This window comes from Pantoea sp. DY-5 (genome assembly GCF_019795955.1).
In the GTDB taxonomy this organism is placed as follows: Bacteria; Pseudomonadota; Gammaproteobacteria; order Enterobacterales; family Enterobacteriaceae; genus Pantoea; species Pantoea leporis.
The window spans coordinates 348,020-367,286 of record NZ_JAIMIE010000002.1 but is presented as its reverse complement, the minus strand read 5'-3'; the positions used below and the strand labels follow the sequence as shown (position 1 = coordinate 367,286).

Genomic DNA, 19,267 nt, shown 5'->3' with positions numbered 1-19,267 from the left:
GGTGGCTCCTTATTCCAGAGTGAATTTGATCTCTTCATCGCGGACGCCGGGGGCTTCCACGTCATCGAACTCTTCATCCGCCTGCGTCACCGGCTTTTTCAGTACCGACAGCATCACGCCGCACACCGTGGTGCCGATACCGAGTGCCAAACAGAACAGCCAGGGTTTGGTGAACAACGGCACCACAAACATGCCGCCGTGCGGCACCGGTGCGCCGACGCCCCACACCATAATCAGCCCACCGGCGATGGCGGAGGCCACCACGCAGCTGCCGACCACGCGGAACAGGTCGCGCGCTGCAATCGGAATCACGCCTTCGGTAATCATGCAGATGCCCATCGGGAAGGCGGCTTTTAGCGCTTCTTTTTCCGCTTTGGTATATTTGTTGCGGCTCAGCAGATAAGAGAGCGTGATGCCGAACGGCGGAATCATTGAGCCGACAAACTTCACCGCTTCCGGTCCGTAAATGCCGTCAACCAGCATGCCGTCGGCGAACAGCGACATGGTTTTATTCACCGGACCGCCGAAGTCGAAGGTGGCCATCGCGCCGAGGATCGCGCCCATTACAAATTTCGAACCGCCTTGCATCGACTCCAGTAGGGCAATCAGCGCCTTCTGCAGCCAGACAATCGGCTGGCCGATAAAGGTCATCATCAGCAGCCCGGCGATGATGGTGCTCAGCACCGGCAGCACCATAATCGGCATCAAGCCCTGCATCGATTTCGGCAACTTAATGGTGCGGCGCAGCAGCAGCACCGTGTAACCGACCAGGAAGCCACCGAAGATGCCGCCGATAAAGCCGGTACCGATCTGCCCGCAGATAAAACCGACGATCAGGCCAGGCGCGAAGCCGGGACGATCGGCAATCGAGTAAGCAATCGCCGCGCTGATCAGCGGCACAATCAGGCCCATGCCCCAACCGCCGATCTGATTCAACATCCACGCGAGGGTGCCGGTCTGTTTACCGACATCCGGCCCGCCGATCACCTGGCCGAGCGCGATGCAGATCCCGGCGGCGACGATCAGCGGGATCATCCACGAGATCCCGGTAAGCAAATGCCCTTTGATCTCCTGGCCGTACTGACGTTTGTTGTCACTCATGATGGATCTCCTCAGGCGCGCGCCAGTGAATCCGCCACTTTTTCGAGGAATTTCACCGGTGATTTGATCACTACTTCGGTTTTCACTCGCACAATGGGTTTGCCCTGAAAGCGCTCCTCGCCTTTGATCTTCACGTCAACGGCGAGGATCACCACGTCCGCAGCGGCGATATCTTGCTGCGTCAGCGCCGTTTCGGTGCCGATGGTGCCCTGAGTTTCAACGTGGATGGTGTGGCCCAGCGCGTGGGCCCCTTTAATCAGTTTTTCGCGCGCAATGTAGGTATGCGCGATGCCTGCCGTGCAGGCCGCTACACAGACGATATTCATGTGTCACCTCAGAGAGTTAGGGTGTTAACAGAGGTCGGTTTCGGCGTACTGACTAAACAGCCGGATGATATTGCTGGCATCGTTTTCCACCAGCAGTTGGGCTATCACCTCATCATCGGCCAGCGCACTGGCCACCTGCGACAACAGGCGAATATGGGTGGTGTTCTGATCTTCCAGTCGCACCGCGAACAGGATGATGCAGCGCACCTGGCTGCCATCGAGCGTTTCCCACGGAATGTCGTGTTGGGTGCGGCCGATGGCGAGCGTGGTTTGTTTCACCGCGGCGGATTTACCGTGCGGGATGGCGATATGATTTTCGAAGCCGGTGGAACCTTCAGCTTCCCGCAGCCAGACGTCTTCAATAAAGGCAGCGCGGTCGCTGATGGCGCCGTCGTGGTAGAGCAAATCGGTGAGCTCATGAATCGCTTGCTCTTTGGTGGTGGCGGTCAGCGCCAGGTTAACGCGGCGTGGCGTCAGAATGCGCGAAATATCCATGATCAATCCTCATTCAATTAATGTTCAGCCAAAGCGCAGGAGGCGCCGTCGGGCAGCTGGCTGCCAATCATGGCGTCAGTCACCCGCCGAATATCGTCATCGTTAAAAAAGGCGCTGACATACACCGCCGGAACCGCTCCGGCGTTGAGGTGAATAGTAGTAATCACCAAATCCACCGTTTCTCGCTGGCAAAACTCCGCGTGATTACTGGCGGAAACCACGCCGACAATCTCCCAATCCGGGAAGGCGCGCAGAATGCGACTCTTCAAAAGATGCGAGGTTCCCACGCCGCTGGAGCACACCACCAGAATGCGTTTGTGGGCGATTTGTCGCTCCAGCGCTGCCTGGAAATGCACGCACAGATAACCTATTTCGTCATCCGCCACCGATGAAAGTCCCTGGCTGCGCGCGGTTAATTGCATCGCCTGTTGCGTTAATGAAAATATTTCCTTCATTTCCTGCTGAATATCCTCCAGCAGCGGATTACGAATATGAATATGATATTTGAGTCGATTTAATAATGGCTTTATATGAACTAATAACCCTTCAAATAATAATCGGTCCTGCGCTAAGTCCTGCTGAATAAATGACGCGAAGCGATCGATTAATTCACAGGTTATTTTCACTGATTCAGCGGTGGAAAATTGATTATGCAGCGGGGCATTATCGCCACGCTCTTCTACCACAATGCCGGACGAGACAATATATTGATAAATAAAACCCACTTCATCGGCTGGCAATGCGCAGCACATGCGCTGTTCAATCTGCACCACCATGTTTTGGGCAATCTTCAGAATGCGCTGATCGAGATCCTGCGCGCTGGTCAGGGTTTCCAGCGCCAGCGCGTTACCTTGCGCCATGCGATGCATCATGATCAGAATATGGGTGCAGAGATTGAGGTACCACGCGTCGCCCAACGGATAACTCAGTTGCTGCTCCATCTGCTGCAGCAGCGCCTGCACAAAAGCCACATCCTCGTCGCCAAAATAGTGCACCAGCGCTTGCTGGCTGCCGGGATCGAGGCGTGGTAGCAGCGGCGTGCCGGCGACGTTCTGCTGCATCACATCATTAATTAGCGAGACCATCGCCTGGCGCAGCGTCTGCTCATTGCCTTCGATGTGGGTGCCGCCGGGGCCGCGCTGCAGCACCAAACCCAGCGGCTGCAGCCACTCTTCGATCACCTTCAGGTCATTCACGATTGACGCATGACTGATAAAGTAGCGTTCCGACAATTTACTGATTGAAGTCGCGCGTGGCGCATCACTCAGCAGCTGCGAGGCAATCTTCACCCGTCGGCTGTTGTGGCTCAGCGCATCCGAACTGCTTTCGTCGCCGTTAAGCTGCTGCTCCAGTTGCAGACGCTGCTGCAGATCGTCTACCCGCAGACGTATGCCGCGTCCCGGCATTTTTTCCAGCTGCAGCGACCAGTCGCGAAGCCAACTCTCCAGCCATTGCAAATCGCGCTGGATGGTTTTCTCCGACACGCCAAGCTGTAAAGCTAATTCTTTTGTCGGCTGCGGTGCGGCATGATGCAGCAGCAATTTTACTAATCGGTGTTGTCGCGAAGTCAGTATTTGCATTCGTTCACCCTTATTTTGGCAAAACGTTTATGGCTAATTGGTGGTTATATTTATTCCATGCCAGAAATCAGACGCGCAAAAATGTGGGGCTTGTGGAGTATGAATTTAGGAGAGTAATCACTAAGCAACAATACTAAATGTTGTCCCGGCTTGCGGACACCATTAATACGCTAAATGCCTCGCGATATTAATTGCGAAGTTGCTCACAGATTATTGCCGATATTCACTGTGACATGGCTCCCATTCCGTTTTAATTTTCCAACCAATATCACGCTATTTAATGCAAGACGATTCTGTTTGCTGAACGGGCTTCTCTGTGACTAAACCGCACGAATAAGGTAATATCCTCGCCAAATGACCGCCGGATGTCCCGCCGTTGCGGGACACGAAGTGAGGATGCGAGCTGAATGAGCGAATTGACGCAGGATGGTGCAGAGCGTCTTGCCCTGCACACGTTTACCGAAAACGCGTACCTGAACTACTCCATGTACGTGATCATGGACCGCGCGCTGCCGTACATCGGCGATGGCCTCAAGCCAGTGCAGCGCCGTATTGTGTATGCCATGTCGGAATTGGGTCTCAATTCCAATGCCAAATTCAAAAAATCGGCGCGTACCGTTGGTGACGTGCTGGGTAAATACCATCCGCACGGCGACAGCGCCTGTTATGAAGCGATGGTGTTGATGGCGCAGCCGTTCTCCTACCGCTATCCGCTGGTGGATGGCCAGGGAAACTGGGGGGCGCCGGACGATCCGAAATCCTTCGCCGCGATGCGTTACACCGAATCGCGCCTGTCTAAATACGCTGAAATCCTGCTGGGTGAACTCGGTCAGGGCACGTCCGATTACATTCCGAACTTCGACGGCACCCTGCAGGAGCCGAAGATGTTGCCGGCGCGTCTGCCCAACATTCTGCTCAACGGCACCACCGGCATCGCCGTGGGGATGGCGACCGACATTCCGCCGCATAACCTGCGCGAAGTAGTGGAAGCAGCGGTCAAGCTGATCGACAACCCGAAAACCACGCTGAATGAGCTGCTGGATATTGTGCAAGGTCCGGATTACCCGACCGAAGCGGAGATCATCACGCCACGCAGCGAAATCCGTAAGATTTATCAGAGCGGTCGCGGTTCGATTCGTCAGCGTGCGGTGTGGAAAAAAGAAGATGGTGATGTGGTGATCACCGCGTTGCCGCATCAGGTGTCGGGCGCACGCGTGCTGGAGCAGATCGCTAACCAGATGCGCAATAAAAAGCTGCCGATGGTGGAAGATCTGCGTGATGAGTCCAACCACGAAAACCCGACGCGTTTAGTGATTGTGCCGCGCTCCAATCGCGTGGATCTCGAGCAGGTGATGAATCACCTGTTTGCCACCACCGATCTGGAAAAAAGCTACCGCGTTAACCTGAATATGATCGGACTGGATAACCGTCCGGCGGTGAAAAACCTGCTGGAAATCCTCTCTGAGTGGCTGGTGTATCGCCGTGATACCGTGACGCGCCGCCTCAACTATCGTTTAGATCGCGTGCTGCGTCGCCTGCATATTCTTGAAGGTATGCTGGTGGCGTTCCTCAATATTGATGAAGTGATCCACATCATCCGTACCGAGGATGAGCCGAAGCCGGTGCTGATGTCGCGTTTTGACATCAGCGAAACCCAGGCCGAAGCGATTCTTGAACTGAAACTGCGCCATCTCGCCAAACTGGAAGAGATGAAGATTCGCGGCGAGCAGGCGGAGCTGGAAAAAGAGCGCGATCAGCTGCAGGCGATTCTGGCGTCCGAGCGCAAGATGAGCAATTTGCTGAAGAAAGAGCTGCTGGCCGATAGCCAAACCTACGGCGACGATCGCCGTTCGCCGCTGCGCGAACGCGAAGAAGCCAAAGCGCTGAGCGAAACCGAGCTGGTGAGCGCCGAGCCGGTGACCATTGTACTGTCGCAGATGGGCTGGGTGCGCAGCGCCAAAGGTCACGATATCGATCCTGCGGGCTTAAGCTACAAAGCGGGCGACAGCTATCTGGCCGCCGCACGCGGCAAGAGCAATCAGCCGGTGGCCTTTATCGACTCCACCGGACGCAGCTACACGCTGGATCCGACCTCATTGCCGTCTGCGCGCGGGCAGGGCGAGCCGCTCACTGGCAAACTGACGCCACCGCCGGGCGCGGTGATTGAGCAGGTGCTGATGGAGCCTGACGATCAGAAGCTGTTGATGGCGTCTGACGCCGGTTACGGTTTCATCTGTACCTTTGCCGATCTGGTGTCGCGCAACCGTGCCGGTAAAGCGCTGCTGACGCTGCCGGAAAATGCCAAAGTGATGACGCCAATGGCGGTACATTCGGGCGATGATATGCTGCTGGCAATTACCCAGGCCGGACGCATGTTGATGTTCCCGGTTGGCGATCTGCCGCAGATGTCGAAAGGCAAAGGCAACAAGATCATCTCGATTCCTGCGGCGGAAGCCGCGGCGGGCACCGACAAACTACAATGGTTGCTGATTCTGCCGCCGGGCGCGTCAATCACCGTATATGTCGGTAAACGTAAGCTGATCATGCGTGATGAAGATCTGCAGAAAGTGCGTGCCGAGCGCGGTCGTCGCGGCAGCGTGGCGCGTGGCCTGCAACGTATCGATAGCGTAGAAGTGAATGCACCAGCGCGTCCGAAAGCCGACGCGAGTGAAGAGTAACGCTGTAATTCAGGCGATGGAATGCCCCATTTGAGGAATCTATGTTACTAATTTTACGAGCAATTATTGTTATTTTTTATTCGATTCTGGTCAGTATTGTTGGCTGTATCTGGTGTCTGTTTTCACCGCGTAATCCGCGTCACGTCGCGACGTTCGGCCATCTGCTCGGTCGGCTGTCGACGGTGTTTGGCCTCAAAGTGGAACTGCGTAAACCGGCGGAAGCCGCGCATTACGGTAACGCGATCTATATCGCCAACCACCAGAACAACTACGACATGATCACGGCGGCCAAAATTGTGCAGCCGACCACCGTGACCGTGGGCAAGAAAAGCCTGCTGTGGATTCCGTTCTTTGGCCAGCTCTACTGGCTGACCGGTAACCTGCTGATTGACCGTGACAACCGCTCCAAAGCGCACGGCACCATCGGTGAGTTGGTGGAGCAGTTCAACAAAAAGCGCATTTCGTTCTGGATGTTCCCGGAAGGGACGCGCAGCCGCGGTCGTGGTTTGCTGCCGTTCAAAACCGGTGCGTTTCATGCAGCGGTAGCAGCCGGTGTGCCAATCATCCCGATTGTGGTTTCCAACACCCACGACAAGATCAAGCTGAACCGCTGGAACAACGGTTTAGTAATTGTGGAGATGTTGCCGCCGGTCGATACCTCGCAGTTTGCCACCACCTCGGTGCGTAAGCTCGCCACGCACTGCCGTGAATTAATGTCGACTAAACTGGAAGAATTGAACGCCGAAGTCGCCGAACGCGAAAAAAACGGTAAACTCTGAGCAGCCAAAATGGGGCAGGTGATCATCTGCCCCGTTCTCAAGCCACACAGCAACTAATAATTAATTAGAACAACATGGACACGGCGTCCTCACGCCACGCTCAAAAGGTCTGAAGTTTTATGTCTTGCAGCAGACGTCAGTTTATTCAGCTTTCTGCCGGTGTCGCACTGGCTTCCGGTGCTATGCCTTTCGCCGCCCGCGCCGCCGCGCCATTGGGCGATACGCCACTTCCTATTCCACCGCTGATTGAATCCCGTCGCGGTCAGCCGCTGTTTCTCACCTTGCAACGCAGCCATTGGTCGTTCAGCGGCAACAGCAACAAAGTGCCGGTGTGGGGCTTTAACGGCATGTATCTCGGCCCAACGGTGCGCGTGTATAGCGGCGACGATGTGAAGCTGATTTACAGTAACCGCCTCAACGAACCGGTATCGATGACCGTCAGCGGTTTGCAGGTGCCGGGCGCGTTAATGGGCGGTGCGCCGCGCATGATGTCGGCCGGAGCTGACTGGGCGCCGGTGCTGCCGATTCGTCAGGGCGCGGGCACATTGTGGTATCACGCCAATACGCCAAACCGCATGGCGCCGCACGTCTACAACGGACTCGCCGGCATGTGGCTGGTGGAAGATGACGTCAGTAAATCGCTGCCGCTACCGAAGCATTATGGCGTCGATGATTTCCCGCTGATTATTCAGGACAAGCGCCTCGATAACTTCGCCACGCCGGTTTATAACCCGCCCTCCAGCGGCGGTTTTATGGGCGACGTGCTGCTGGTGAACGGCGTGCAAAATCCCTATGTCGAAGTCTCACGCGGCTGGGTGCGTTTGCGTTTGCTGAACGGCTCGAACGCGCGCCGCTTCGATCTCACCTTCTCCGATAATCGCCCCTTTACGGTGATCTCCAGCGATCAGGGCTTCCTGCCTGCGCCGGTGGCGGTGCAGCTGCTGACGTTGGCTCCCGGCGAACGTCGTGAAGTGCTGGTGGATATGTCACAGGGCGATGAAGTTTCGATCATGGCCGGAACGGCGGCGGGTTTGATGGATCGCCTGCGCGGATTGTTTGAGCCGTCATCGATTCTGACCAATACGCTGGTGCTGAGCTTACGCCCAACCGGCTTGTTGCCGCTGGTAACTGACAATCTGCCGATGCGTTTGCTGGCGGATCAGATTCTCGATGGCGTGGCGGTGCGCACGCGCGAATTCCGTATTGGTGATAGCGAGCCGGGCATTAACGGCGTGTTGTGGGACATGAACCGCATTGATACTACCGTGCAGCAGGGCACCTTCGAGCGCTGGATTATCCACGCCGATCGCCCGCAGTCGCTGCATATTCAGGGCGTGATGTTCCTGATTAAGAACGTCAATGGCGCGCAGCCGATGGGCGAAGATCGCGGCTGGAAAGATACCGTGTGGGTGGATGGCAGCGTGGAGCTGCTGGTGAGTTTCCCGCAGAGTTCGTCGGATCACTTCCCGTTTGTCTATTACAGCCAGACCCTAGAGATGGCGGATCGCGGGACGGCGGGGCAGTTATTGGTGAATTCAGCGTCTTAATAAAAAACGGTGCGCATAATCGCGCACCGTAAGGTCGCCATTTATGGCGACCTTTTCACATCACTATCCGTTAAACGCCTCCGGATCCGGTCCCAAACGGTTACCGCTATCCAGCTTACTGATCTCACTCACTTCAGTTTTATCCAACCTAAAATCAAACACCTGGAAATTCTCACGAATACGTTCCGGGGTAATCGACTTCGGAATCACCACCAAACCGCTATCCAGATGCCAGCGGATAACAATCTGTGCCGGCGTCTTGCTATATTTCTTGGCCAGCTCGCGGATAATCTCCTGATCAAACACGCCTTTACCGCCTTGCGCCAGCGGACTCCAGGATTCGGTTTGAATCTGGTGCAGCGCATTCCACGCATGCAGCGTGCGCTGTTGCAGCATCGGATGCAGCTCGATCTGGTTCACCACCGGCGATACGCCGGTTTCATCGATCAAACGCTTCAGGTGCGCCTCGTGGAAGTTACAAACGCCGATGCTCTTGGTTAAGCCCTGTTGCTGCAGCTCAATCAAACCTTTCCAGGCTTCAACGTAGTTATCTTTTTCCGGGCACGGCCAGTGCATGAGATACAAATCCACCTGCTCTAACTGCAACTTCTTCAGGCTGGTTTCCATTGCCTGTTGCCAGTTGGTCTGGTCGTCGTTCCACAGCTTGGTGGTGATAAAAATCTCATCGCGTGCCACGTCGGTCTCTTGCAGCGCTTGCCCAACCGCTTCCTCATTTTTGTAGATAGCGGCGGTATCAATGGAGCGATAGCCGACTTTCAGGGCTTCCAGGATGGCGTTACGCGCATCCTCAATGCTCGCTTGCCACACGCCGAGGCCAAGCTGCGGCATCATGTTGCCGTCGCGCAATTTAATAATGGGTTGATCTGCCATAATTGCTCCTTATCTGTTGCAGGGACTTACCGTAGAAAAGATGTGCTTAAGTCTAGTCAACAAACCTCACCTCAGGATCATTGTGGCAAGCGGGCGGCACTTTTGCCTGATGGATTTCTGCAAGAATCTTGCCTGATTCTCCAGAATAGTGGAGCTTTGCACAGCCTTACGGCAAACTGACTTTTTAGCTGCCCGAGAGAGATGCATGCCAAACGACGCCCTTTGCCGTCAGCTAGCGCAGCGTGTAGTTGCGCTGATGAGTGATCTGCATAAGCCGCTGTGCGCGGTAGAAAACGTCAAACTGATCTACGCCTGCGAAACCTTGCCGCGTACGCCGATGATGTATCAACCTGGCATCGTGATTCTGTTTCAGGGACGTAAAACCGGTTATCTCGGCAGCACGGTTTTCCACTACGACGCCACCAAATATCTGATGCTCACCGTGCCGCTGCCGGTGGAGTGCGAAACCGAAGCCACGCTGGCGGAGCCGTTAGCCGGCATGTGTTTGAGCGTGGATGTTGCCAGCCTGCAGGATTTGCTGATGGACATCGGCGATGACGAGCAGTTCCAGCCGCAGGCGCAAACCTCCGGCATCCATTCGGCGTTTATGAGTGAAGAGATGCTGTGTGCGGCCGAACGCTTGCTGGATGTGATGAATAACCCGCGCGACGCCCGCGTGCTTGGTCCGCAGCTGGTGCGCGAGATCATCTATTACGTGTTAACCGGACCGATTGGCGGCGCGCTGCTGTCGCTGGTCAATCGGCAGACGCAGTTCAGCCAGATTGCACGCGCGCTGCGTCGCATCGAAAACCATTTTGCTGAAAGCCTGAGCGTCGATATGCTGGCCGCCGAAGTGAACATGAGCGTTTCGGCGTTTCATCACAACTTCAAAGCGGTAACGCAAACCTCGCCGCTGCAATACCTTAAGCGCTATCGCCTGCATCAGGCGCGCCTGATGATGCTGCAGGATGGCATGAAAGCCAGCGCGGCGGCGGTGCGCGTCGGTTATGAAAGCCCATCGCAGTTTTCGCGTGAGTTTAAGCGCTATTTCGGCGTGACGCCGGGAGAAGAGGCGAGCCGCGTGCGTCAAACTTTACCGTTTGACGCCGCGTCGTAATCAGGAGAGTTTCTGACGGCGTTTTTTCCAGATCACTACAATGCTGCCGGCCAGGCCGATAAACAGCAGCGCGATCGGCAGAATCATCAGGATCGCCATCACCTGATCTTCATGGCGCTTGATAAAGGGCACATGGCTGATGCCGTAGCCTAGCGTCACCACAATCCCAACCCACAACAAGCCGCTCAGCCAGTTAAACAGCTGGAAGCGGCCATTGTTTAAGCCGGAAATCCCGGCCATGGTCGGCAGTAAGGTGCGCACAAAGGCCAGGAAGCGGCCAACCAGCAGCGCCATCAAACCGTGGCGGTTAAACATATTCCACGCGCGCTGATGATATTGCGCGGGCAGATGCAGCAACCAGCTTTTCACCAGTTTGGTGTTGCCGAGCCAGCGTCCTTGCAGATAGCTGAGCCAGCAGCCGAGACTGGCCGCCGTGGTCAGAATCACAATGGTCGGCACGAAGTCCATCACCCCTTTGGCGACCATCGCGCCCGCCAGTAACAGCAGGCTATCGCCCGGCAGGAATGACGCGGGCAGCAAACCGTTTTCCAGAAACAGCGTTAAAAACATCACGCCGTAGACAATCCAAACCACATCCGGATTGCCGAGCGCGGCAAAATCCTGATGCCAAAGCGCCTGGACAATCTCATGTAAAACACCCATCAGCTATTCCATCGAGTCACAAGGAGTCTAATTTTAACCTTCTGTGGCATTGCATACGTTGATCTCTTATCGCCGCCACAGCGTGGTTTATCTTCTGTTTAACTTCTTAAACGAGCAAAACCGGCTTTAAGGTCATCCAGCAAGTCGTCGACATGTTCAAGGCCGATATGCAGACGCACCAACGTGCCGTCAAAATCCACGCCGCCCGCCGGACGAATCGCCGCCAGCTCTTCAGGCTGGTTGGCCAGAATCAGTGATTCATAGCCGCCCCACGAATACGCCATGCTGAAATGGTGGAAATGATCGAGGTAATTTGCCAGCTGCTCACGGCTGAGTTTTTCATGCAGGATGAAGGAGAACAAACCGCTGCTGCCGCTGAAATCGCGCTGCCAGAATTCGTGGCCTTTACACTGCGCCAGCGCCGGATGGTTAACGCGCGCCACTTCCGGCTGCGTTGCCAGCCATTCGGCCACCTGCAATCCGCTCTCTTCATGCTGACGCAGACGCGTGCCCAATGTACGAATACCGCGGCTCGCCATATAGGCGGTATCGGCATCGACCATCTGGCCCATCAGATAGGAGTTCTCGCGCAGCTGCGGCCAGCAACGTTCATTCGCTACCGCCGTGCCAATCATCGCGTCGCTGTGACCAATAATGTATTTGGTACCGGCCTGAATCGAAATATCAATGCCATGCTCCAGCGCGTTAAACAACACGCCCGCCGCCCAGGTGTTATCGATCATGATGATCGCCTCCGGCGCTTTGGCGCGCACGGCGGCAACAATTGCTGGAATATCCTGCACTTCCATGGTGATCGATGCCGGTGATTCCAGGAACACCACGCGCGTATTCGGCTGCACCAGTTCGCCAATTTCGCTGCCGATGCAGTGATCGAAATAGGTGGTGGCGACGTTCAGCTTACTGAGAATTTTCGAGCAGAAATCCTGCGTCGGTTCGTAGACGGCGCCGCTCACCAGAATATGGTCGCCGGCTTCGACAAAGGACAAAATGGCATTAGAGACCGCCGCCGCGCCGCACGGATAGAGCGCGCAACCTGCGCCGCCTTCCAGCTCGGTCATGGCGTCTTGTAGCGAGAAATGGGTAAGGGTGCCGCGACGACCATAAAACAGCTCGCCTGACGCGCGACCAGCGGTAGCGCGTTTCTTGTCGGCGACCGTGTCAAAAACCAGGGATGAAGCGCGTTGAATTACGCTGTTTACTGAGCCTTGCGTATAACGTTTACTGCGTCCCGCGCTGACAAGCGTGGTGTCTATTTTTTTCGTTGCCATCACTGCCTTTCCTGACATTTCCCACAAAACATTCACGTTACCACGAATCAGTGTAGCGGGTTGAGCCTGATTGCGGATTATCAGAGTGAGGCCAGTATTGCGCATAACATCAGCTAACTTGTGGAAATAGCGGGCATCTTTGCTTTGTAAATAGTAATGAGAACCACTATCACTTCGGTCGTTTTTTTTGCTATGATCCGCGCTTCAATCGTGAACTGTGCAACAGAAGTTGGAGATGCAGCGTGGTAGCCAGTGATTTGATGCAAACGGATCTTTCCGTTTGGGGCATGTATCAGCATGCCGATATCGTGGTAAAGATTGTGATGATTGGCCTGTTACTGGCTTCGGTTGTCACCTGGGCAATTTTCTTCGGTAAGTTTGCTGAGCTGAGCGGGGCGAAACGTCGCCTGAAACGCGAGCAGCAAGCGCTGGGCGAAGCCCGCTCATTAAACGATGCTTACCGTGCTGCTGAAAACTTCAAAAGCAACAGCCACAGCGCTGTGCTGCTAAACGACGCGCAGAATGAGCTGGAGCTCTCCGCTGGTACTGAAGATCTGGATGGCATCAAAGAGCGCACCAGCTTCCGTCTCGAACGCCGCGTGGCTGCATTTAGCCGTCATGCCGGTCGCGGTAATGGATTCCTCGCCACCATCGGTTCCGTTGCGCCGTTTATCGGTCTGTTCGGTACCGTTTGGGGCATCATGAACAGCTTCATCGGCATCGCGAAAACGCAAACCACTAACCTCGCAGTCGTCGCGCCGGGCATCGCCGAGGCGCTGCTGGCTACCGCGATTGGTCTGGTGGCAGCAATCCCAGCAGTCGTCATTTACAACGTGTTCGCGCGTATGATTGCCAGCTACAAAGCGTCGCTGGGCGATGTCGCCGCACAGGTGATGTTGCTGCAGAGCCGCGATCTGGATCTCGGCAACGTCGATACCGCGAAAGAAGCCAACCGTCCAGCGGCGGCACAGAAACTGCGCGTAGGATAAGTATTATGGCGATGCGTTTAAACGATGACTCGGTCGGCGATGGCGAAATGCACGAAATCAACGTGACGCCGTTTATCGACGTCATGTTAGTTCTGCTGATCATCTTTATGGTCGCCGCGCCATTAGCTACAGTCGATGTGCGCGTAAACCTGCCAGCATCGACCAGCGCGCCGCAGCCGCGTCCGGAAAAACCGGTTTATCTCTCCATCAAGGAAGATAAGCAGATCTTCATCGGTAACGATGCGGTCACCAAAGAGACGCTGGTGAATGCGTTGACGGCACAAACCGAAGGCAAGAAAGACACCACCATCTTCTTCCAGGCGGATAAATCGGTTGATTACGCCACCCTGATGGAAGTGATGGATCAACTGCGTGAAGCCGGTTATCTGAAGATTGGTTTGATGGGCATGGAAACGGTGAAGAAATAACACCGTGTTACAGTGGTAATAATGATGAGAAAGGCCGCTCTTTGAGTGGCTTTTTTATTACTGAAAAAAAAGCAGGCACAGAGTGCCTGCTAATAAGATAAATAAAGTTATTAGAACTGCTCAGTTTGCACCAGCAACTCACTCTCACCTTGGCTATAAACCTGATACTGCACGCCAGCTACCGTCAACGTACCGGCTTGTTGTGTCCAACCGCTTTCGCTGTTATTAAGCGCGGCATGCCACTGTGCAACCTCAGCTTCATCGCCGCCCAGTAATTGCTGCGTTTTACCATTGGCGATAAAGATTCCTTCTGTGGCCTCACTCAGCACTGCATTAATAATCGGCAACGGTGGCTTAATGGTATCCACTGTTATATCCCAGACAGGAGATTTTACGTCGCTTCCTTTATGCGCCACGCTAAAGGTGTGTGCGCCCTCCGCCAGCTTGCTCCCCGGAGTAAAGTTCCAGCTGCCATCGGCGGCGATGGGAGCCTCTCCAATCAATACACCATTATCAAAAACCTCAACCTTATGTCCGGCGATGCCGGTTCCATACAGCGTGGGTTGGTTGTCGTTGGTCTTGCTGCCGTTGGACAGATCGCCAATACCAGCGCCAACATCATCATAGATGCGATCCAGCACCGGCGCGTCATCAATGCCACCCGGAAGCGCTTCCACTATCAGCGTAAAGGGCTCTGACTTGCTGCTTTTACGATCGTGTGAATCAACAGTTTCGGCGCGCAGTTCATGCTTACCATCCTCCAACTCAACATACGCCTCCCAGAAACCGTTTTTGTCCGACGTGGTAGTTTTGATCAGTTCGTCACCGTCATAGATATTTACCTTGCTATTAGGAGCTGCCACGCCTTTCAGGGTTGGCGTTTTATCATCAGTGATATCGCCCGGAGAAAGCATGCCCGTTTGCTTCCCGGCATCATCAAATGCCTGAAGGATTAACGGCGCATCGGGATGTTGAGTATCAACGTCTAATATTACCAGCAGAGGAGCGCCATAATTACCGGCTGCATCAATAAGGCGAACGCTAAAAGTGTGTTCGCCTTCGCTCAACGGCGTAGGTGGTGTCCACTCCCATCGTTCATTTTGCACAATGACGGTATAAACTATATTATCAAGCACGATCTCCACAGTTGAACCATTTTCACCAGGAGCTTTGCTACTAAATTTCCAATTTGGATCCTTGATCCATTGTTTTAACGCGTTTTGTACTGTGTTCATTGTTAACACCCAGGGTTAAAGGGCAGGCGCGGTGCGCCTGCAAAAAGAGGAAAAAAGGGGTTAAACCAGTTCGGTTTTCACGCCTTCCTGCACCAGCAGTTCAGCTTCGCCGTGGTTATAGACGTGATATTCCGTCCCCGCGATAGTGACGGTTCCCGTCTGCTGCTGCCAGCCGGTAAACTCCTCGCCCTGCGGCAGAATGTCTTTTAGCTGCACAACATCGCCGTTATTGCCGTTGACCATAAACTGGGTTTTACCGTCGTCAATAAACAGACTGTTATCACCCTCGGCTAAAATTTTATCCAGTGAGACTTCGTGGATGCTGATGTCGTTATGAGTTTCATCCTGAATATCCATTGTCTTATTAACGGATGAGGAAGGATATTTCCAACTAATCGTATCAATAAATAACACGCCATAGTCGATGCCGGGAGTCTCTTCAGGTATAAATTTAACTGAAGCAATTGTCTTCCCGGATGGTGCTTTATAATTCATATCATGGAAGTATTCATAGTCGTCTTTTCCTAAACTATATCTGTCGAGGGTTTTTCCATTTTCGTCAAGAAAAACGACTGATCCATTAGGTACTGCTTGATATCTAAAGGATACTGACTCAACTGCAGAACCAAAACTCATCGTTGCTGGATCTGTATTTATTTCCAGTAGATGGCCCATGTCAAGTTCTGTACCTATACTCAGGCTGTTGGACTTGCTGGTGAATTTCAAGCCAGAATCAAATTCCATTTCAGATAAATTTCCCGTACTTTGATAGTCATCAAAGTTTTCATGTCCCCTTAAAAATTGATTATCGGCTGGATCTTTAGCAATAGACAGCTTGAAGTTGTCTGAAGGCACGCTGATATTGCCCAGTTTATCCGCGCTGGTTACAGTGAAATTGTGATCACCGTCAGTCAGGGGATCTTTAGGAATAATTGTCCAGCGGCCGTTCTCATCGGCAACGGCGCTGCCAATCTCCGTATTACCATCTAAAAGGCGCACCATAGAGCCCGCTTCGGCGCTGCCGCTGAAGGTCGGTTTTTTATCATCGGTTTGCGCGCCCGGGGTTAACCAGCCTGTCTTATCTCCGGCTTTGTCTTCCACGCGCAGGATTTCCGGCTGGCCCGGGGCGGTGTTATCGACGTTGAGGATCATCATATAGGGCGCGCCGATATTCTTGGCCTGATCAATCATGCGGAAAGTGAGGGTGTAGCGGCCATCTTCCAGTTCAAAGGGCGGCTTCCAGTCCCATTTGCCGGTGAGGGGATCAATCAGCGTGGTGTAGACCATGCCATTCAGCACGATCTCCATGGTGCTGCCTTTTTCAGCGACTTCGGTGCCGCTGAATTTACTCTGTCGATCTTTAGTCCATTTTTCGTTCGTGGTACCAATAGGGTTACTCATGGTTGTGTCCTTCAACATAGATTTCTGGGGTTAGATAAGATTAATTGTTTCGTTAATCTGGCGGACGTGAGAGTAAGAGGGACACTTAAATGCATGTACGAGAAATGTCCCGAAGTAGGAAAAATCCTGGATGAAGTTAATAGAGGCATGGAAAGCGTTAAATAAGCGTAAATATTTTCCTGCGGCGCTCGCGATCAACCTCTGTACACTATGAGGTAAAAATCCAGTAGCACGGAGAGTCAGTGGCGAAATATCAGCAGTTGGTGGAAACGCTTCGTACGCAAATTGAAGCAGGGATCTGGCCGCCGGGTGAAAAGCTGCCATCGCTACGCCAGCAGGCGGAGCTGAGCGGATTGAGCCTGATGACGGTGATGCACGCCTATGAAGTGCTGGAAAGTCAGGGCTGGATCGTCTCAAAGCCGCAATCGGGCTATTACGTGGCGCCGCGCGCCGCCGAAAGTCGTCCCCGGCTGCCCACTCATGAGGTCGCTAAAACCGATCAGGCGGATACCAACAGCTTCGTGTTTGATGTGCTGCAAGCCACCCGCAATCCCGCCATCATGCCGTTTGGCTCAGCCTTTCCCGATCCCGAACTTTTTCCGCAGCGCCAGCTGATGCGCTCGCTGGTAAAAGTCTCACACAACTTAAAGCCCACCGATGCGCTCAACAACCTGCCGCCAGGCAATGAAGCGCTGCGCAAAATTCTGGCGCAGCGCTATGCACAGCAGGGCATCACGCTGTCGCCGGATGACATCGTCATCACCAACGGCGCGATGGAAGCGCTCAATCTCAGCCTGCAAGCCGTTACCGAACCCGGTGATTGGGTAATCCTCGAAAATCCGTCGTTTTATGGCGCGCTGCAGGCGATTGAACGCCTCAAGCTGAACGCGATTGCCATCGCCAGCGATGTGGAGCAAGGCATGGATTTGGAAGAGCTGGAGCAGGCGCTACAGCGCTGGCCGGTGAAAGCCTGCTGGCTGATGACCAACCGGCAAAATCCGCTCGGCTTTACCTTGAGCGCCGAGCGCAAGCAGCAGCTGGTGGGACTGCTGGCGCGCTACAACGTGGCGATGATTGAAGACGACGTTTACGGCGATCTGTATGAAGGCCATGACAAACCGCTACCGGCCAAAGCCTTTGATCGCGATGGCAACGTGCTGCACTGCGGCAGTTTCTCTAAGAATCTGGTGGCGGGATTTCGCGTTGGTTGGGTAGCAGCCGGACGTCACGCACAGCGCGTGCAGCGTATTCAGTTGATGAGCACGCTGTCTACCAGCGCGCCGATGCAGCTGGCGCTGGCCGATTTCCTCAGCACGCGCAGCTATGATACGCATCTGAAGAAGCTGCGGCAGACGCTGGCAAAGCGCAAGCAGCTGGCGCAACAGGCGCTGCGCCGCGTGTTGCCTGCCGATGCCAGCATCAGCGACACGCCGGGCGGCTATTTTCTCTGGGTTGCGCTGCCAGCGCAGATCAACACCACTGAGCTGTATCATCTCGCCTTGCAGCAGGGAATCAGCATCGCTCCCGGTCAGCTGTTTTCCAGCAGCGAAGGCTTCAGCCACTGTTTCCGCTTCAACACCGCCTGGCCGTGGGATGAACGCGCCGAAGCGGCGGTAGAGACGTTGGGAAAACTGATTGCCGAGCTAAATCGTTAAACCTGGGCCGCCTGCTGGTGGCCCCAGGTGAGATAGTAGACGTCGTAGAAATCCACTTCACCTTTCTGCTTCATCAGGCGATCAATGCCGCTGCGCACGCGATCCGGCGTGTGCGGATTATCGAGAATTTTGTCCAGTGCCTGTTGCGAAACCGGCTGCACGTAATACCACTCGCCGTTGTAGCACACGCGCAGATCCAGCGTATCGATATCTTCGAAGCGATATTTCGGGTTGATATCCATCAGCATCAGCACGCTCATCACCACCACAAACACCGTGGCAAACCAGAAGGCGGGCCAGCCGAGCATGTCGGTGGAGAAGATCAGCGCCACGCACAGCGCGTAACACAGATACATGATGGCCCAGAGCCCCGGATGGGTTTTCAGGAAGGAAAAGCTAAAGCGCGGCAAATTATCGCGCTGTCCCTCGCGGTTCAGCGTGGCGATTTCGTCGAGCAGGATTTGTTTGATCGCGTCCATTGTTCACCTCTAATTATCACTGCCTGCCAGTAAAGCACATAACAGTGAAGCGAATTAGAGACAGATTTGGTGTGTTTTTTTATAACAGTTGGGATGTATTGCTCAAGATTGCACTGCACACGTTGAGATGGTGTCATACCGGGAACAAGATGCGCTTTTTAGGATGAATAACCATGCGACATCATGTGCTGCGCGCTAAGGAGTTGAGAAATAACATGACGCCAGCAGAGCTTAAGCTCTGGTCTCTGCTGCGTGCCAGACAATGTGGCGGTATGCGGTTTCGCCGCCAGTATCCTTTCGGCCCGTATATTTTGGATTTTGCCTGCCTGGAGAAACGGCTAGTGATTGAACTCGATGGATCGCAACATGGTGAAAACGTCAGATATGACGATGAACGCACGCAACGGTTGAATAGACATGGCTGGCGTGTGCTGAGATTTTGGAATCATGAAGTGATGCTCGAGTCGGGCGCGGTTTTTGCGGTGATTATGGCGGCGTTGATGGGATAGTGCTGGGTGATGTGTGTGCCCGTTGTCCCCCTCCTCGGTCCTCCCCCATAAATGGGGGAGGAAGATGCTGCCACATGCCTGTGATGAAGCTGCATGTGGCAGCAT

The 19,267-nt window shown here is 54.4% G+C and carries 18 protein-coding genes; 8 read left to right on the top strand and 10 right to left on the bottom strand.

The features are described 5' to 3' along the window. Positions 1-9: 9 nt before the first annotated feature. The 4 genes from K5Y30_RS09855 to K5Y30_RS09840 are packed head-to-tail and all read right to left on the bottom strand — an operon-like array spanning position 10 to position 3,502. Positions 10-1,101, bottom strand: a complete 1,092-nt coding sequence (locus K5Y30_RS09855; protein ID WP_101763008.1) for a PTS fructose transporter subunit IIC — start codon at positions 1,099-1,101, stop codon at positions 10-12. An 11-nt stretch (positions 1,102-1,112) separates the two neighbouring features. After that, a complete protein-coding gene (locus K5Y30_RS09850; protein WP_101763009.1) occupies positions 1,113-1,427 on the bottom strand; it encodes a PTS fructose transporter subunit IIB in 315 nt (104 codons plus the stop codon). A 24-nt stretch (positions 1,428-1,451) separates the two neighbouring features. Next, positions 1,452-1,922 carry a PTS sugar transporter subunit IIA gene (locus K5Y30_RS09845; protein ID WP_061720482.1) on the bottom strand — a complete coding sequence of 157 codons (471 nt, stop codon included), beginning with the start codon at positions 1,920-1,922 and terminating at the stop codon, positions 1,452-1,454. 17 nt (positions 1,923-1,939) lie between these two features. Beyond that, positions 1,940-3,502 (bottom strand): transcription antiterminator, encoded by a 1,563-nt coding sequence (locus K5Y30_RS09840; protein ID WP_101763010.1) that lies wholly within the window; start codon positions 3,500-3,502, stop codon positions 1,940-1,942. 407 nt (positions 3,503-3,909) lie between these two features. Between K5Y30_RS09840 and parC the strand changes: the two genes are divergently transcribed. From parC to ftsP, 3 genes are all read left to right on the top strand, one after another. Beyond that, positions 3,910-6,180 (top strand): DNA topoisomerase IV subunit A, encoded by a 2,271-nt coding sequence (gene parC, locus K5Y30_RS09835; RefSeq protein WP_222211217.1) that lies wholly within the window; start codon positions 3,910-3,912, stop codon positions 6,178-6,180. A 41-nt stretch (positions 6,181-6,221) separates the two neighbouring features. After that, complete coding sequence (locus tag K5Y30_RS09830) at positions 6,222-6,959, top strand: 1-acylglycerol-3-phosphate O-acyltransferase (RefSeq protein WP_222211215.1); 738 nt, start codon at positions 6,222-6,224, stop codon at positions 6,957-6,959. Between the two features lie 119 nt (positions 6,960-7,078). Beyond that, positions 7,079-8,506 (top strand): cell division protein FtsP, encoded by a 1,428-nt coding sequence (gene ftsP, locus K5Y30_RS09825; protein WP_222211213.1) that lies wholly within the window; start codon positions 7,079-7,081, stop codon positions 8,504-8,506. A 63-nt stretch (positions 8,507-8,569) separates the two neighbouring features. On the opposite strand, the gene dkgA is transcribed toward ftsP, so the two are convergent. Next, a complete protein-coding gene (gene dkgA / locus K5Y30_RS09820; RefSeq protein ID WP_210081114.1) occupies positions 8,570-9,397 on the bottom strand; it encodes a 2,5-didehydrogluconate reductase DkgA in 828 nt (275 codons plus the stop codon). A 205-nt stretch (positions 9,398-9,602) separates the two neighbouring features. Here dkgA and K5Y30_RS09815 point away from each other — a divergent pair, with 205 nt between their 5' ends. Continuing rightward, positions 9,603-10,514: an AraC family transcriptional regulator gene (locus K5Y30_RS09815; RefSeq protein WP_101761795.1), complete on the top strand. Its 912-nt coding sequence runs from the start codon at positions 9,603-9,605 to the stop codon at positions 10,512-10,514. Here the strand turns inward: K5Y30_RS09815 and K5Y30_RS09810 are convergent, their stop codons facing one another. Both K5Y30_RS09810 and metC read right to left on the bottom strand, forming a co-directional pair. Further along, positions 10,515-11,177, bottom strand: a complete 663-nt coding sequence (locus tag K5Y30_RS09810; RefSeq protein WP_101761796.1) for a DedA family protein — start codon at positions 11,175-11,177, stop codon at positions 10,515-10,517. A 98-nt stretch (positions 11,178-11,275) separates the two neighbouring features. Next, positions 11,276-12,466, bottom strand: a complete 1,191-nt coding sequence (metC, locus tag K5Y30_RS09805; protein WP_222211212.1) for a cystathionine beta-lyase — start codon at positions 12,464-12,466, stop codon at positions 11,276-11,278. Positions 12,467-12,726: 260 nt separating this feature from the next. On the opposite strand from metC, the gene exbB reads away from it, so the two are divergent. Together exbB and exbD are read left to right on the top strand one after the other, a co-directional pair. After that, positions 12,727-13,455: a tol-pal system-associated acyl-CoA thioesterase gene (exbB, locus tag K5Y30_RS09800; RefSeq protein WP_192236537.1), complete on the top strand. Its 729-nt coding sequence runs from the start codon at positions 12,727-12,729 to the stop codon at positions 13,453-13,455. A gap of 5 nt (positions 13,456-13,460) precedes the next feature. Further along, positions 13,461-13,883, top strand: coding sequence for a TonB system transport protein ExbD (gene exbD, locus K5Y30_RS09795; RefSeq protein ID WP_008103349.1), 423 nt, complete (start codon positions 13,461-13,463; stop codon positions 13,881-13,883). 110 nt (positions 13,884-13,993) lie between these two features. Here exbD and K5Y30_RS09790 read toward each other — a convergent pair whose 3' ends face one another. Beyond that, positions 13,994-15,118 carry an Ig-like domain-containing protein gene (locus K5Y30_RS09790; protein WP_222185408.1) on the bottom strand — a complete coding sequence of 375 codons (1,125 nt, stop codon included), beginning with the start codon at positions 15,116-15,118 and terminating at the stop codon, positions 13,994-13,996. Between the two features lie 60 nt (positions 15,119-15,178). Then, positions 15,179-16,519: an Ig-like domain-containing protein gene (locus K5Y30_RS09785; protein ID WP_222211210.1), complete on the bottom strand. Its 1,341-nt coding sequence runs from the start codon at positions 16,517-16,519 to the stop codon at positions 15,179-15,181. A gap of 242 nt (positions 16,520-16,761) precedes the next feature. Between K5Y30_RS09785 and K5Y30_RS09780 the strand changes: the two genes are divergently transcribed. Further along, positions 16,762-18,174, top strand: coding sequence for a PLP-dependent aminotransferase family protein (locus tag K5Y30_RS09780; protein ID WP_222185410.1), 1,413 nt, complete (start codon positions 16,762-16,764; stop codon positions 18,172-18,174). Here the strand turns inward: K5Y30_RS09780 and K5Y30_RS09775 are convergent. Beyond that, the gene (locus tag K5Y30_RS09775) at positions 18,171-18,653 is read right to left on the bottom strand and encodes a YlaC family protein (protein ID WP_176971763.1); all 483 of its coding nucleotides are present in this window, start codon (positions 18,651-18,653) and stop codon (positions 18,171-18,173) included. The genes K5Y30_RS09780 and K5Y30_RS09775 overlap by 4 nt on opposite strands. Before the next feature lie 173 nt (positions 18,654-18,826). Here K5Y30_RS09775 and K5Y30_RS09770 point away from each other — a divergent pair, with 173 nt between their 5' ends. Further along, positions 18,827-19,162 (top strand): endonuclease domain-containing protein, encoded by a 336-nt coding sequence (locus tag K5Y30_RS09770; protein WP_255602697.1) that lies wholly within the window; start codon positions 18,827-18,829, stop codon positions 19,160-19,162. Positions 19,163-19,267: the final 105 nt, after the last annotated feature.